The sequence below is a fragment of the Ruegeria profundi genome (genome assembly GCF_049800715.1).
In the GTDB taxonomy this organism is placed as follows: domain Bacteria; phylum Pseudomonadota; class Alphaproteobacteria; order Rhodobacterales; family Rhodobacteraceae; genus Ruegeria; species Ruegeria profundi_A.
The window spans coordinates 323,466-339,406 of record NZ_JBNAFO010000001.1 but is presented as its reverse complement, the minus strand read 5'-3'; the positions used below and the strand labels follow the sequence as shown (position 1 = coordinate 339,406).

The window sequence follows — 15,941 nt, the reverse complement described above, 5'->3', positions numbered from 1 at the left end:
GAATATCTGTGCGCGTCACTCCATACTCTGCCAGAGGGAGCGCGTTGGTCCGCAGCGCGTAGCAAGAACAATGGCGAGTTAATAAAATATGGCTTCGGACAGACAGAATCTGCAGGACGCGTTCCTGAACAATGTACGGAAAGCAAAAGTCCCGGTCACGATTTTCCTGATCAATGGCGTGAAATTGCAGGGTGTGATCACTTGGTTCGACAATTTCTGCGTATTGTTGCGCCGCGACGGACAGTCGCAGTTGGTCTACAAACACGCGATTTCAACCATCATGCCATCGCAGCCGATCAACCTGTATGAGGGCGAAGACGCCTCTTGATGGAACATGAAAGGAAGCGCACCCGGGCTTGGGTGCTGCATCCTGAAATCAAATCAGATGAACAGCGCCGCGTCCCCAGACCCGCGCTGGAAGAAGCGGTTGCACTGGCAGCCGCGTTGCCCGATCTGGATGTGATTGGGTCCGAGATCGTGCGCCTGCCGCGCGCCCAGCCGGGTCTTCTTTTCGGCAGCGGCAAGATCGACGAACTGGCCGAACGGTTGCACGATAGCGAGGTCGAACTGGTTCTGATTGACGGCCCCGTGACGCCGGTTCAGCAACGCAATCTAGAGAAAGCGTGGAAGGTCAAGATTCTCGACCGGACGGGTTTGATCCTTGAAATTTTCAGCGACCGCGCGCGTACCCGCGAAGGTGTGTTGCAGGTCGAGATGGCCGCGCTCAGCTATCAGCGCACGCGGCTTGTCCGGGCCTGGACCCACTTGGAACGCCAGCGGGGCGGTTTGGGCTTTGTTGGCGGCCCTGGTGAAACTCAAATCGAGGCTGACCGCCGCGCCATCGACGAGCAACTGGTGCGTTTGCGTAGGCAGCTGCAAAAGGTGGTCAAGACCCGCACGCTGCATCGGGCTGCACGGGCCAAGGTGCCGTATCCGATTGTTGCCCTGGTGGGCTATACCAACGCGGGCAAATCAACCCTGTTCAACCGTTTGACCGGGGCTGAGGTGATGGCCAAGGACATGCTGTTCGCCACGCTAGACCCGACCATGCGCCGCGTAGTTCTCCCAGACGGTCCCGAGGTGATCCTTTCAGACACGGTGGGTTTCATCTCGAACCTGCCGACCGAACTTGTCGCGGCATTCCGGGCAACGCTTGAGGAAGTTCTGGGCGCGGACTTGATCGTGCATGTGCGCGACATCAGCCATGACGAGTCACAAGCACAGGCCGATGACGTTCAGGCCATTCTCACCTCACTGGGTGTGGATGATGAGCGACCCATGCTCGAGGTTTGGAACAAGACCGATCTGCTGGACGCCGATGAGCGCGAGGCGGTTTTGGCACGCGCTGACCGCGATCCGTCGATCTTTGCAATCTCGGCCGTGACCGGGGATGGGATCGCGCCTCTGCTGGCTGATATCGCGACAAAACTGCAGGGGGTCCGGCGCGAAACCACTCTCTCGCTGAGCTTTGCCGAAGGGAACAAGCGCGCGTGGCTGTTCCGGCAGGATGTCGTTCGATCCGAGGAACAGACGGAAGACGGGTTTGAGATCACGGTACTTTGGACCGACAAACAGGCGGCGCAGTTTGCGGGGCTTTGAAGGCTATTTGCCGTCGATTTGTCTTTGATAGTCCTCGGCGTCAAACCACCCCAATGAGGACTGTACTTTGTGGTCTTCGGTCAACTCCCATTCTTCCCAACCTCGCGTGACCACGTGATTGCCGGTTTCCGCATGGTGCCCTTCGAGGGTCCAGACAAAGATCGCATGTGACCCGGCCCATCGGAGCATGTCGCAACGGACCTCGAGGTCGGGGAACTCGGCATAGAACCCTCGGGCCATTTCGGCGATGGCGTCCCGGCCTTTGAGAGGGTCGCCTCGGTTGATGATGATCTGCCCGTCAGGTGCATAAAAACTTGCGACCGAATCTGGGTCGCCCGAACTCCAGGCGATGGCATAGTCGCGCGCAAGCGTGTTCAGAGTATCCCGTATGCTGGCCATGATCCCCCCCTTTAGATGCGGTTTCGCCCGATTATGGTAGGACGAAACCACAGATCATGCCACGGCACCTCGGAATTCGGGGCGGGGAATTGCCAAGTGGGCGGATTATTGCGGGGTGAGGGTGGTGACACCCACCGCGGCGGCCCGCGCCAGATCAATGTCGAGGGACATCGGGATATACTCTCCGCGCCGCCACAGCTGCGCCTGATCGTCATAGTAGCGAGACAGGAAATGCCCGGACTGCCCGGTTGCGGTGATAAAGACCGAACTGTCGGGATCAGCGAAATCGTAGACTCCGCGGTAGCCAGCACCATGCACGTTTAGGAATGGGTCAGGTCCTTCACCCGAGGTCCGTCCGCGCAGCAGGGTGTTGTCGCCTCCGCTGGTCGATTGGCGAATGTTAACGAAATAGCGCAGGACCGGAACGTTCCCGAGAACCGGATGATCATGAGTAGCCTGATGGGCATCGCCCCAGCGCAGGGATTCCAGCGTGGTGCCGTAGGTCTCGGCGATCCAGATCAGGGCGTCGTCCAACGCCAGCTCTGCCATGTCCGAGCAGGTCTCGACCGGGGCGCTTTGGCGCACGTCACACCAGACCGACGCGCCATCAATGTCGCGGTAAACCCGTTCGATAAATAGAGGTTCGACATGTTTGAACTCACTGGCCAGCGGGCCGAGTTCATCCCCGATCAGGCGGATCTGCAAGGCGCGCAGCCACGCGGCATAGATCAATGGTTCGGGCAGATGTTCGTTCATCTCACCATTCCAGTCGGCCAGCAGGGACAGGGCGATCTGGCGTTGGCGCTCGGGCGTGCCTTCGGGGGCCGAGGCACCGGTGAACCACAGATCAGCTCCGATCAGCGGTAGCAGCGAGCGCGCGGTGAAACTGACAGTGTCCAGTTGCGCCTCGATAAAGCTGTCGCGGGTATGGACCTCGCGCGATTGCATCAACCGTTCCCAGCGGTGAACGCGCTGTGTGTCGCCCCATTCGAACGAGACGTGGTTGGGAAAAGGACGGTCGATAATCTTATTGTTGGTGTTGCCCAGCAGACCACCGGCGGGTGAGGTGAACTCGGGGTTGGTGGCGTAGGGCATGCGGCCTTGCCACCGGTTTTCCGCAATCCAGCCGGGCGTTGGAATGCGCCCTTTGCTTTGGTTCAGGCGGTCGCGCTGAGGGATTGCTCCGATCAGTTTCAGGCCAATCGTTTCGGTGTCGACCAGGGACAGGTTCTGCGACGGAGCGATGAATTTCTCTGCGACGTCAATGGCTTCGCGTACGGTATTGGCGTTCATCAGGGCCATAGAAGCGCTCATGGACGTGTCATTCGGGCTGAGAGCGGTCCAGGACAATGACGCGACATGCCCCGGTGGCGTGATCGTCTCCAGATCATAGTGGCTGCCAGGCAGAACCGGGCCGTTTTCCGTCCAGCGAAGGGTCAGAGTGATGGGGGCTTCGTCCTTGATTTCGATGATCGAAGGACGGCTTTGGAATTCCTTGAACCCGTCCGGGGTCAGGTATTCCTCGGGATTGTCAGGGTTGAGCTGCTCGATATGCAGGTCCTGATCATCCAAATAGGAGGAGGTTAGGCCCCAGCCCAGACGGTCGCTGCGGCCGCTCATCACGGCGGGGATGCCGGGAATTGTTGCGCCGATCACGCCGCCCTTTGAAAGGTCCAGATGGGCCAGGTACCACACGCCGGGCGCGGTGAAGCCCAGATGCGGGTCGTTGGCCAAAAGAGTCCCTCCGCTAGCCGATCGCGACGGTGCGGCAACCCATGCGTTTGACGCTCCGGCTAGGCCACGTTTGGGGAATGGCGAAAGCGGCGTATCCGGCATCGGCGTCCCAGTGGCATAGCGCGGCAGGCCGGGAAACAGCTGGGCGTATTCGGGCAGGGCGGCGATACCGGCTCCGGGTACATCCGGCAGAATGTCGGCCAGCCGCGCCGGATCGTCCAACATAAGCGAGGTTCGGGAGCGCAGAACCTCATCTTTCAGGTGGCCCGACAACTGCAATCCCATCAGTTTGATCACCGCGAGGCTGTCGCCGGGTTGCCAAGGCGAGACGGGGGCGTTGAACAGAAACATCTCGGGCGCGCCGCGGCCCAAAGCCTCTTCGTTGATCTGTGTGAGGCGGGCGTTGACCCCAGCGGAATAGGCGCGCAACGCAGCCTTTGTGTAGTCATCCTGCGCCTCGACCGAGCGATGAGCCAGGCCATAGAGGTCAAGCCGACGCAACAGCCTGTCGATGGTAACGGTGCGCGTGCCAAAAACCTCGGATAGACGGCCCTGAGCGGTGCGGCGCATGACGGTCATCTGCCACAAACGATCCTGCGCATGCGCATAGCCCAAACCAAAGAACACATCCGGGTCGGTTTCGCCAAGAATGTGGGGAACGTTCGCCGTATCGCGAATGATCTCAACCGGGGCAGTGACGCCCTGAACCTCAAGGGTTTGATCGTATTCGGGCAGCGATTGGCTGGCCAGAAAATAGACGAGTCCAATGGCGGCAAGAACCAGCAGGACAAGACCCGTGGTTATGCGTATCAACCAGTGAAAGACAAGAGCCATGGACGTCCTACTTGTATTCGTTCTTCACGTGGCGAGAGGTTACTTCAAGGCCGCCCCGACCGAAAGAGGAACACTGCGGAAACCTGTCTTGAAGTGGCAATGAAAAAGACCCCGCCCCAAGAGGGGACGAGGTCCTTCAGTGAGGGGCGTGGTAGTGCAAAATCAGGGAATGATGCGGGTGTATTTGATGCCTTCGACGGTCGCGCCGATCTGCAGGCCCGCCTGGCCGAAGATGGCCGCCAAGACCGGGCTCAGCAGGGTGGTCGTATCAGTCGACAATTGGTCGCCCTGATCGCTGACCACATAGCCGATATCAGCACCGGCCGTCCAACCGCTGGAGCGACGGAAGTCGTTGAGCGCGTCCTCGGTCATGAAGAACAGCACGTGGGCATATTGCTGCGCGCCGATCTGCAGACCCGCGGTGCCTTTGACGGCAGAGTAATAGTCAACCGTGGCTCCATTGATGCGCAGCGCGCCCTGACCATACCCGCCGCCGAAAACGAACCCGGCCTCGGTGATCAGGGGCATGACCAGCATGCCGTTGGCTTTTTCTGCGATCTCGACAGTGTTGGGGTAGCGGGCAAACATCTCGGTCAGTGTTGCGTCGACACGGGCGTCGAGGGTGGCCGCGTTCGAGTTTCCGACGCCGTTGCCGCAGGCTGCGGTAAGGGTCAGACCTGCCATGCCCAAGGCAAAGCCGCGACGGTTCAGTCGGGGAAGGGTGGAACTGCTCATGGTTTTTATCTCTGTAACTGTGCCTGATATGTCGGGTGTTCCCGATCTTATGTGCAAGAATACGCCGATTGAGCGTGCATGTCACGACAAAGCTGCCGCGGCCCGCGTAACAATCGGCGAAAAATCGCGAGGTGGCGGGGTTTTAACCTTGGAGAACCCGTGCGACCTGCGGCGCGAAATATGTCAGGATTCCGTCGCAACCCGCGCGTTTGAACGCCAGCAGACTTTCCAGCATCACCTTGTCGCCATCGATCCACCCGTTCTGCGCCGCCGCCTGGATCATCGCGTATTCGCCCGAGACCTGATAGGCGTAGGTGGGCGCACCAAACGTGTCTTTCACACGGCGGCAGATATCCAGATAGGGCATGCCCGGCTTGATCATCACCATATCGGCCCCTTCGGTCAGATCACGCTCGATCAGGCGCAGGGCCTCGTTCGAATTTCCCGGGTCCATCTGATAGGTTTTCTTGTCGCCGGTCAGAGCGCCCGAGGCACCAACCGCATCGCGGAACGGGCCGTAGAAGGCGCTGGCATATTTCGCGGCATAGCTGAGGATCATCACGTTGTGATGACCCGCCGCCTCAAGCGCCGAGCGCATCGCGCCGATCCGGCCATCCATCATATCTGAGGGACCTATGATATCGGCCCCGGCCTCGGCCTGAGCGAGGGTCATCTTGACCAGCGCCTCAACGGTCTGGTCATTCACGATCTCGCCATCCACCACATAGCCGTCATGGCCGTTGATGTTGTACGGATCCAACGCAACATCAGTCATGACCGCGATATCCGGCGCCGCCGCCTTGATCGCGCGGATGGCGAAGTTCGAGAGGTTGTCAGGACTCCAGGCCTCGGCACAATCCTCGGTCTTGAGCGCTGCATCGGTATAGGGAAAGATGCAGATCGCAGGGATTCCAAGGGCTTGCGCCTCGACCGCTGCTTTGGCAATCAGATCGACCGACCGCCGCTTCACGCCGGGCATCGAGGGCACTGGATCTTCTATGCCTTCGCCATCGCGTACGAAAACCGGCCAGATCAGATCGTCGGTGGTCAGTGTATGCTCGCGCACCAGCCCGCGGATCGCATCGGACTGACGCGCCCGGCGAAAACGGGTCTGAGGGTAGGGGGCGATGGTCGGTTTCATGGCGCGTCCTCCTTGAACATTGTCGCATTGGGTGGCATGAATCCGCCAAGGGCTCAAGGGTATCAATGGACGCGCTTTCGCGACAGAACCCCCTGAGGATTGTGAATAAAGGGCTGCGTTTGGACTGGTACTCTTCGATTTTCGAACTCATCGACATGCGCAGCTTTTCGAATCTGTGGTTCTGGATTGTTCTGGCGGTCACTTGGTCTTCGGCCAGTCACTGGACGATGGGGGTGCCTTACGACATGGTGGTCCGTGCGCGCCGCGTCGGAGGCCAGCTTGAGATCGACCTGCTGGACATCGTGCGCATCAATACAAACCGCATTCTCTACTATGTCGAGGCGTCCGGCATAGTGATGTTGGCAATGGCCTGTTTTGTCTTTACCGCATTGGCGACGCTGGGCTTTTACTATTGGGTTGAATTCGCACAGGCCGTGTTCCTACTGTTGTTTCCCTTGGTCGTCGTGACCTTCATCAACATTGTCCAAGCACGCCGTTTGCGGCGGCATGATCTGACATTGGATCGCGTTACCAAGACGCTGTCACGATGCCGCCTCTATACACAGATCATCGGCATGATCTCGATACTGGTCACTTCGATGTGGGGCATGTATCAGAACCTTTCAATCGGCGTTCTGGGATAGCGAAATCTGAAAGGGCAGGGATGAAGGCTCCGAACCACTTGACAGTCGGCGGTGCCCCCGAAGGGTATGACGCACAGCTTGTCCTGAACGAGATCGCGCGCTCGGGCGGGCCGGTTTGCCATGTGGCGCGCGATGACAAGCGGTTGGAGGGGATACGGGCAGCACTTGCGTTCTTTGCCCCCGATATGCCGGTTTTCGTTTTCCCCAGTTGGGATTGTTTGCCTTATGACCGAGTCTCGCCCAACGCGGATATTGCCGCTGCACGGGTAGCGACGCTGGCCGCGCTGGTTCACCAGATGCCCGAGCGTTTCGTGCTGCTGACCACACTGAATGCCGTGACCCAACGCGTCCCCGCGCGCGAGATTCTGCGCGAGGCCGCCTTTACCGCTCGCGTCAACCAACGCGTGGACGAAGACGCCCTGCGCAAGTTCCTGGTGCGGATGGGGTTCACCCAAAGCCCTACCGTGATGGAGCCCGGAGACTACGCGATCCGGGGCGGGATCATCGACATCTTCCCTCCGGGCGAATCCGGCCCCGTCCGACTAGACCTGTTCGGAGACGTTCTGGACGGCGCGCGCCGCTTTGATCCGGTCTCGCAACGTACCACCGAAAAGCTTGACGTGGTCGAGCTTGCCCCCGTCTCCGAGGTCATTCTGGACGAGGCCGCGGTCACCCGATTCCGTCAGAATTATCGCATCGAATTCGGTGCGGCGGGTACGGATGACCCGCTCTATGAGGCCGTCAGTGCGGGCCGCAAGCATCAGGGCATCGAACATTGGCTGCCCTTTTTCCACGAAAAGCTGGAAACCCTGTTCGACTATCTGCCGGAGGCGACGATTTCTCTGGATGATCAGGTCTCACCCGCGCGTTTGGCGCGGTGGGATACGATTGCTGATCAGTATGAGACACGGCGGCTGGCGCTGGAAAACCGCTCACGCATGGATACGGTTTATAAGCCGACACCGCCCGGTTTGCTCTATCTCGATGACGCGGCGTGGGATCAGGCCGTGGGCGATAGGCGAGTGCTACAGTTCAGCCCTCTGCCACAGGCCAGCGGACCCGGCGTGATCGACGCGGGCGGGCGGATCGGGCGGAACTTTGCGCCTGAGCGTCAGCAGGAAAGCATCAGCCTGTTTGGCGCTTTAGCGGACCACATCAAAGGCAAGCTGGACAAAGGACCGGTGCTGATCGCGTCATATTCCGAAGGCGCGCGAGAACGTCTGACCGGCTTGATCGAGGATGAAGGTCTGGCCGAGGCGATCCCGGTCACCGATGGTACGCGTGTCGGTAAAAGGGGCCTCCATCTGGCGGTCTGGGCCTTGGAGAATGGGTTCGAGACGGCTGACCTGACCGTGATTGCGGAACAAGACGTTCTGGGCGACCGCCTGATCCGTCAGCCCAAGAAACGCCGCAAGGCCGAGAACTTCCTGACCGAGACCCAATCCCTAAGCCCCGGCGATCTGGTCGTTCATGTTGACCACGGCATCGGTCGCTACATGGGGATGGAGGTCGTCACAGCCGCCGGTGCGGCACATGAATGCCTGCTGCTGGAATATGCCGAAGCAGCCAAGCTGTACCTGCCGGTCGAGAATATCGAGCTGCTGTCCAAATACGGCCACGACGAAGGGCTGCTGGACCGTCTGGGCGGCGGCGCGTGGCAGGCGAAAAAGGCCAAGCTGAAAGAGCGCATCCGCGAGATGGCGGACAAGCTGATCCGCATCGCGGCCGAACGCGCCCTGCGCAAAGCTCCCGTGATGGACCCACCGCCCCACGCGTGGGAGGAGTTCAGCGCGCATTTCCCCTATGAGGAAACCGACGACCAGCTGCGCGCAATCTCCGAGGTGATGGAGGACATGCATTCCGGCGCGCCGATGGATCGTCTGATCTGCGGCGATGTGGGCTTTGGCAAGACCGAAGTCGCCATGCGCGCGGCCTTTGTCGCCGCCATGTCAGGCGTGCAGGTAGCCGTCGTTGCGCCGACCACTCTGCTTGCTCGTCAACACGCAGCCTCGTTCAAGGAACGCTTCCGAGGCTTCCCTCTGGAGGTCCGGCAGCTATCGCGTTTTGTTTCGGCGAAAGAGGCGCAACAGACTCGAGACGGGCTGGCGCGCGGGACAGTCGATATTGTGATCGGCACCCATGCTCTGCTGGCGAAAGGTGTCCGTTTCAACAATCTCGGCCTGCTGATCATCGACGAGGAACAGCATTTCGGCGTTGGCCACAAAGAGCGCCTGAAACAACTGCGCTCGGATATCCACGTTCTGACACTGACCGCAACGCCCATCCCTCGGACGCTGCAACTGTCACTTACCGGAGTGCGCGACCTGTCAATCATTGGCACACCACCCATCGACCGACTGGCGATCCGCACCTACGTCAGCGAGTTCGACGCTGTGACGATCCGCGAGGCATTGCTGCGCGAACACTATCGCGGTGGGCAAAGCTTCTACGTTGTGCCGCGCATCTCGGATCTGCCTGAGATCGAAGAGTTCCTGAAGGAGCAATTGCCAGAACTGACATACGTCGTCGCTCATGGGCAGATGGCGGCAGGTGAACTCGACGACCGCATGAACGCGTTCTACGATGGTAAATATGACGTGCTTCTGGCGACGACCATTGTGGAAAGTGGGTTGGATATCCCAACGGCCAACACCATGGTTGTGCATCGGGCCGATATGTTCGGCCTCGCGCAGCTCTATCAGATCCGAGGTCGGGTCGGGCGCTCAAAAACCCGCGCCTATGCCTACCTCACAACCAAGCCGCGCCAGAAGCTGACCGCCACCGCCGAAAAGCGCCTGCGCGTTCTGGGGTCGCTCGATACGCTGGGGGCCGGGTTCACGCTGGCCAGTCAGGACCTCGATATTCGCGGGGCCGGAAATCTGTTGGGCGAAGAACAATCCGGCCAGATGCGCGATGTGGGCTATGAACTCTACCAGTCGATGCTGGAAGAGGCGATTGCCAAGATCAAAGCCGGTGAGATGGAGGGGCTCTCGGACGCCGATGACCAATGGGCGCCTCAGATCAATCTGGGCGTTCCGGTTCTGATCCCCGAGGATTATGTGCCCGACCTTGATGTCCGTCTAGGCCTTTATCGCCGTTTGTCATCGCTCTCGACCAAGGTTGAACTGGAGGGCTTTGCCGCGGAACTGATCGACCGGTTCGGCGCCTTGCCGAAAGAGGTGAACACCCTGATGCTGGTCGTCCGCATCAAAGCCATGTGCAAGCGTGCGGGTATTGCGAAACTGGATGGCGGACCGAAGGGGGCCACGATTCAGTTTCACAATGACAAATTCGCCTCGCCCCAGGGTTTGGTCGAATTCATCCAGAACCAGCGCGGCATGGCTAAGGTCAAAGACAACAAAATCGTTGTGCGCCGCGACTGGAAGAAAGACAGCGACAAGATCAAAGGCGCTTTTGCGATTGCCCGTGACCTTGCTGAGAAAGTCGTGGCTGAAAGAAAAAAAGGCTAAAACAAGCGGATAGCGGGGATGGGGGCGCTGCCCCCGCCGCGGCAGGCCGCGACTCCCCCGAGGTATTTCCGGCCAGATGAAGCAGGCGATCCGGACTTCATCTGGCTAAAAATACCTCCGCCGGAGGCATCGCGCGCAGCGCGGTTCAGGCCTGCATGGCGGACTGGGCGCAGAAACAGGATGCAGCGACCGCGCGGTCAGCCCTTGCCAGGGCCAAATCCAGCCTCTGTTTGATCTGAGGTAATTCAATTGTATCGCCGCGTGCTTTCAAGCAATCATGCAGGCCCTTCAAACTCCAGATATTGTCCGGATGGATCGAGGCGCGGCTGAGGGTTCCGCCAAGGCCCAGATCTTCTCGGTACACGGCTTCCGCCTCGGTCAAATGGCCCTGTTCGAACAGTAGTGCGCCCAAGGCGTGGCGGGTGGGTTGCATCCATCCCCAAGGCTCGTCGTAGGGCAACGTGTCGTCCAATTCGACAGATCGGCGCAGGTGGGCGAAGGCGAGATCGAAGTTTTCCTTTCGGTATTCGATCTCACCGCGCAGCATTTCGGTTGCGATCTCCAGCAGGTCGATGACGCGGTTGTTGTGCAATCGTCGAGCCTCGGGCACACGGGCTTTGGCGTTGAGGAACAGCTGCTCTTCGGCCTCGGCGCGGGGCACATCGCTGGTCGCGGCGAAAGCAAGCGCGCGGGCGTAGTGGGTGGTTGCCGTCAGCGTGCGGTACAGGTCGGGGTCGTCGGGTAGCACCAGCGCTTTTGCCTCCTCCCATCGCCCAAAGCGGATCAAAATGTGAGGCCCCATGGACATGTAACTTTCGAAGAAATCCGCCATGGGCGGGCTCTCGATGCGCAACATCTCTTCGGGGGTCGTGTCCCAGATACCTTGGTTGGCCCGCAGGGCTGGTTCGATCTGGCCCAGAAACATCGCGCCATAGATTGTGAAATGATAGTCGTGCTGGCGGTAGCCTGTGTAGATGTTGAACGCTCCTTCACGCTCATAGTATTTCAGGTCCGCTTCCGAGGCTTTCTGGTTCCAATGCACCACGTTATGATAGTGGCCGCAGAGGATATCTATGTGCGTCGGCATATGAACAAGGTGGCCCGCATCGGGGACCAGAGTGCGTAGGATATCGCCCGCTTTGAGGGCCTTTTCGGGGGTTGGGGACATCTCCATCAGGTGGACATAAAGGTGCAGAAGGCCGGGGTGAGACATGGCGTCGGGGTCGTTCTGCATGGCCCATTCCAGCGCCTCTTGCGCCTCAAGCGTGGCGGCCCCGTCGGCGGGTTGACCAGTTGACAGGTCCCACATTTGCCACGGCGTCAGGTTGAGCAGCGCCTCAACACAGATTGTACGCAGGTCCAGATGATCTGGCTGAGCCTCGAAGGCCGCGCGCATCGCGTCGGCAAAATCATAGTCCCACTCATGCATGCCCTCGGTCGTGTCGCGCTGCGGATACCGGGACGGCAGGGCGTGGATCAGAGCCTTTTCAACCTCGGTACAGCTATCGGTTAGGCTCAGCGCCTTTTGCGTGGCATCAAAGGCTTTGGTCAGGGCTTTTTGCCGTCCCCGGTCATCTTGCAAATCCCACGGCAGGTTGTAGTTCGGGCCAGCCGCGTAGGCGACGCCCCAATGCGCCATGGCACAGTTTGGGTCATGTTCGACTGCTTTCTCAAAGCAGGCGACGGCCTCATCATGGTTGTAGCCATAGGTCCAAACCAGCCCTCGGTCGAACCAGAGCTGAGCTTCAGCGGATGCTGTTGAAACAGGGCAGGAATAGGTGCCCAGATCGTAATATTTACTCATAGCTGACCCTCCGCCATGTTGGTCGGGACAGCGTAGCGTGTTTGATCCGGGCTGAAAATCCTCAGGCGAGCAGTCTGTTTTCGATGCGCCCCATGTGGATCATTAGGCCAAAGGCCAGGGTACACATGGTCAGAATGCCGGTGGTCAAAGGCATGATTGAGCCGTCGAACAGTAGCCCAACCGGGGCGGCAATGGCCGCGGCGAGCACTGTCGAGACCGAGCCGATGACCGAGGCCGCCATTCCGGCGATATGCCCCATCGGCTCCATCGCGATGGCGTTCAGGTTGCCCATTGTGACACCCGCCATGAAGAACACGGTGGTTTGCCAGGCCACAAACAGGCCGAACGAGGCGTCGGGCGACAGCGGGAAGGAATTGGTCACGATGACCAGCGCCGTGATGCCAATCTGCGCCCCCAGCGCCCAAGTCACCATGCGGCGCATGCCGACGCGCACCACGAGCGCCGCATTCAATACGCTGGCCGATCCGGACATCAGTGCAACGAACCCGAACCAGAACGGAAAGCTCTCAGCTCGGTCGTGGATCACGTCGTATACGGGCTGAACCATGGTCAGCATGGTGAACAAAATCCCCATGCACAGGGTTTGCACCATGATCGAAAGGCGAACAGTTGGATGGGCGAACATCTCTTTCGTTGCGGCGACCATCAGCGGCAGGCGGAAGGGGCGACGGTTCTCGACTGCCAGCGACTCGGGCAGGCGGGTGCCCATCCAGACGCAGACGATCAGGGCGAACAGAATGAAAGACATAAAGATACCGCGCCAGCCGAACAGGGCGATCACTCCGGCCCCCAACATGGGCGCCACGGCAGGTACAAGCGTGAACAGCAGCATCGCGATCGAAATGATGCGCGCCATAATCCGGCCCGAGTACAAATCGCGGATGACCGCCATGGCCACAACGCGAGGACCCGCAGCGCCCAGCCCCTGCGCCACACGGGCGGCCAAAACCAGCTCGAGCGAGGAACTGGCCCAGGCCACGGCCGAGGCCGCGATATAGAGCGCAACACCGCCATAGATGACCGGTTTGCGGCCGAACGCATCCGACAGAGGGCCGGTAAAGAACGTACCAATCCCCATCCCAAGCACGAAAGATGTCAGTATCAGCTGCGCGCGATTGACGTCATCAGGGCTGAGCTGCGCGCCGATCTCGGGCAGGGCGGGCAGCATCGAGTCGATTGAAAAAGCGATGGTCGAGAACATCATTGCGATCAGCGCAATGAACTCTCCACGAGACATGCGGTTGGTCATGGGGACTCCTTACCTGATTGCGCTATCACGGCAGATCAGGTTGCGCCAGACCGGAATTTCGCACAGACCTCTGTGCTTCTATGCAGAGGAGGCCTCAAGTTGAGACATGATTTCTCCGATCACTTTCTCCCACATTTCAGGGGGTTGCGCGCCCGGAACGGCATGTTGGTTGGCAACAATAAAGGTCGGGACCGAGCTGACGCCCATCTCGCGTGAGTGGGTGTCGCGGTTGCGGATATCCTCGCGGTCGGCGTCGGATTTCAGCAATTTCATTACCACTGCCGCGTCCATACCAGCGCTATCGGCGATGTCGGACAGGACCTCCGGGTCGCCGATATCACGTGCTTGAACGAAGTAAGCGTCGAATAGTGCATCGACAACGGCGTTCTGCTTGCCCTCGATCCCGGCCCAGTGGATCAGGCGATGTGCGTCCAGCGTGTTCGGCGTGCGCTTCATCCCCTCAAAGTCGATCTTGAGGCCCGCATTCTCGGCATGTTCGACCACGGGCGCATAGGCGCGTACCGCACCGTCCTTGCCGCCGAATTTACGTTCCAGATACTCGCGCCGATCCATGCCGGCATCGGGCATGTCGGGGTTCAGCTGGAATGGGTGCCACTCGATCACAAACGGATGGTCCGGCAGTTTTGCCAAGGCTTTGTCCAGATGGGTTTTGCCGATGTAGCACCATGGGCAGATCGGATCGGACAGGATATCAAGTTTGACGGTCTGGGTCATCAGGTGGACGCCTTGAAGTAGGCCGGCAACGCGCGGCGCAGGAGTTTGCCGTTGCCTCCGGTTGGCAACTCGGGAAGGTGAACGAAGGCGCGCGGCTGTTTGTAACGCGCCAGATTGGCTTGGACATAGGTGTGCAGAGCGTCTTCGTCCAGTCTATCGGGGCCGGAGTAGAAGGCCGCTATCACAAATGTGTCCTGTTTGACCTCGACGGCAGCGGCCCCGACCTGAGTGATGCCGGGATAGCGGGACAGGACGGATTCGACCTCAACCGGCGAGACGCGGTAGCCGCCTGCGTTCATCATGTCATCGTCGCGCCCCAGATAGGTGATCTGCCCATCAACGGCCATGGCGCCCTGATCGCCGGTCAGGAACCATTCGCCTTGCAGTCGGGAGGCGGCCTCGTCGGGGGCGTTCAGATAGGTCAGCATAAGGCCGGGGTCAGAGCGGTGAATGGCGATGGTCCCCTCGGTCCCTTGCGGCACAGCCCCCTCCGGCCCGAGGATCGCGACTCGGCGGCCCGGTTGCGGCTGTCCGAGGGCATCCCCGCGCGCCGGATGAGTTGGGCTAGATGAAATGAAGGTCGAACACTCGGACATGCCGAACGCTTCGTATAGTTCTGTTCCGGTGGCCGTTCCCCACTGGGTATGCAGCGACCGAGACAGCTTTTCCCCGGCGCATAGGCCGTGGCGCAAATCGGGCAGCTCGATCCGATCCGTACCGGACAGCATCTTGCGGAAAACACCCGGTGCCGCTGCAAAGATCGTCGCGCGGTTCTGGCGCAGCATTTGCGGTAATTGAGACATATCGGTGCCGGGTTCAGGGATCAGGGCCGAGGCTCCGATCGTCCAGGGATCCATAAGCCCGGTGCCCAGCGTATAGGTCCAGTTGAACGCACCCGCGTGGCACAGGCGGTCCTTCTCAGTCAGACCGTACCAGCCATCGACCATCATCTGACGAGCCCAGATCGCACGATGAGCATGGGCGACTGCGCGGGGCTTGCCCGAGGTGCCCGAGGTATAGACCACATAGGCCAGACGCTCGGGGTCGCCCATATCGAACGCCGCGGGCGGCAGGTCATGCATGGCGATCAGGTCATCCAGATGGATCTGATTGGGATGCTCGGCACAGGCCACCGAGGGGGCGCGCAAGATGGCGGCGGGCGAAAGCTCCGCAATGATCCGCGCGGTTTCCGGCTCGGTCAGTTGCGATGAAGTCGGAACAGGAACGATACCGACAGCGATGGCCCCAAGGTAGGCGATGGGAAACTCGACGGTGTTTCCGAGCCGCATCAGCACGATGTCTCCGGGGTGAAGTCCGGCCTGCAACAGGCCCTGACCCGTTCCCAGAACGGCGGCTTTCAATGCGCGATAGCTCCAGTCTTCGGATCCGTTTTGACGCAGTACTGACAGGGCGGTTTTATCGGCCAACGCATCCGCCTTGCCCAGCACATGAGCAGCCAGATTGAACGGGGTCGGGCAGGGCGTCGGTGGCCCCTGATCGAAGATTGAAAGCATGGCAACTGGCTAACCCGGCCCATGGCGCGTTGCAAGCGCGGCTTGTGCACCCTATAGACGAT

The 15,941-nt window shown here is 60.1% G+C and carries 12 protein-coding genes; 4 read left to right on the top strand and 8 right to left on the bottom strand.

Annotation, left to right across the window (positions count from 1 at the left end; genetic code table 11):
- The first annotated feature begins 88 nt into the window (after positions 1-88).
- Together hfq and hflX are read left to right on the top strand one after the other, a co-directional pair.
- Positions 89-328 carry an RNA chaperone Hfq gene (gene hfq / locus ACP15L_RS01675; protein WP_005982826.1) on the top strand — a complete coding sequence of 80 codons (240 nt, stop codon included), beginning with the start codon at positions 89-91 and terminating at the stop codon, positions 326-328.
- Positions 328-1,599 carry a GTPase HflX gene (gene hflX, locus ACP15L_RS01670; RefSeq protein ID WP_425082886.1) on the top strand — a complete coding sequence of 424 codons (1,272 nt, stop codon included), beginning with the start codon at positions 328-330 and terminating at the stop codon, positions 1,597-1,599. The genes hfq and hflX overlap by 1 nt, the downstream gene beginning before the upstream one ends.
- A gap of 3 nt (positions 1,600-1,602) precedes the next feature.
- Here hflX and ACP15L_RS01665 read toward each other — a convergent pair whose 3' ends face one another.
- The 4 genes from ACP15L_RS01665 to hemB all read right to left on the bottom strand — a co-directional run bounded on the left by ACP15L_RS01665 (position 1,603) and on the right by hemB (position 6,442).
- Positions 1,603-1,998, bottom strand: a complete 396-nt coding sequence (locus ACP15L_RS01665; protein ID WP_170688755.1) for a nuclear transport factor 2 family protein — start codon at positions 1,996-1,998, stop codon at positions 1,603-1,605.
- 105 nt (positions 1,999-2,103) lie between these two features.
- Positions 2,104-4,566 carry a penicillin acylase family protein gene (locus ACP15L_RS01660; protein ID WP_425082885.1) on the bottom strand — a complete coding sequence of 821 codons (2,463 nt, stop codon included), beginning with the start codon at positions 4,564-4,566 and terminating at the stop codon, positions 2,104-2,106.
- 162 nt (positions 4,567-4,728) lie between these two features.
- On the bottom strand, positions 4,729-5,301 hold the full coding sequence (locus ACP15L_RS01655) for a YSC84-related protein (protein WP_170373852.1): 573 nt from the start codon (positions 5,299-5,301) through the stop codon (positions 4,729-4,731).
- 142 nt (positions 5,302-5,443) lie between these two features.
- Positions 5,444-6,442, bottom strand: a complete 999-nt coding sequence (hemB, locus tag ACP15L_RS01650) for a porphobilinogen synthase (RefSeq protein ID WP_425082884.1) — start codon at positions 6,440-6,442, stop codon at positions 5,444-5,446.
- A gap of 119 nt (positions 6,443-6,561) precedes the next feature.
- Between hemB and ACP15L_RS01645 the strand changes: the two genes are divergently transcribed.
- Together ACP15L_RS01645 and mfd are read left to right on the top strand one after the other, a co-directional pair.
- A complete protein-coding gene (locus ACP15L_RS01645) occupies positions 6,562-7,086 on the top strand; it encodes a component of SufBCD complex (RefSeq protein ID WP_425083202.1) in 525 nt (174 codons plus the stop codon).
- Between the two features lie 20 nt (positions 7,087-7,106).
- Positions 7,107-10,556, top strand: coding sequence for a transcription-repair coupling factor (gene mfd, locus ACP15L_RS01640; protein ID WP_425082883.1), 3,450 nt, complete (start codon positions 7,107-7,109; stop codon positions 10,554-10,556).
- 145 nt (positions 10,557-10,701) lie between these two features.
- On the opposite strand, the gene ACP15L_RS01635 is transcribed toward mfd, so the two are convergent.
- The 4 genes from ACP15L_RS01635 to ACP15L_RS01620 all read right to left on the bottom strand — a co-directional run bounded on the left by ACP15L_RS01635 (position 10,702) and on the right by ACP15L_RS01620 (position 15,879).
- Complete coding sequence (locus tag ACP15L_RS01635; RefSeq protein ID WP_425082882.1) at positions 10,702-12,360, bottom strand: hypothetical protein; 1,659 nt, start codon at positions 12,358-12,360, stop codon at positions 10,702-10,704.
- 61 nt (positions 12,361-12,421) lie between these two features.
- A complete protein-coding gene (locus ACP15L_RS01630) occupies positions 12,422-13,630 on the bottom strand; it encodes a multidrug effflux MFS transporter (protein ID WP_425082881.1) in 1,209 nt (402 codons plus the stop codon).
- 78 nt (positions 13,631-13,708) lie between these two features.
- Positions 13,709-14,365 (bottom strand): DsbA family oxidoreductase, encoded by a 657-nt coding sequence (locus ACP15L_RS01625; protein WP_170638599.1) that lies wholly within the window; start codon positions 14,363-14,365, stop codon positions 13,709-13,711.
- Complete coding sequence (locus ACP15L_RS01620; protein WP_425082880.1) at positions 14,365-15,879, bottom strand: class I adenylate-forming enzyme family protein; 1,515 nt, start codon at positions 15,877-15,879, stop codon at positions 14,365-14,367. Before ACP15L_RS01620 ends, ACP15L_RS01625 begins: the two co-directional genes overlap by 1 nt.
- Positions 15,880-15,941 lie beyond the last annotated feature (62 nt).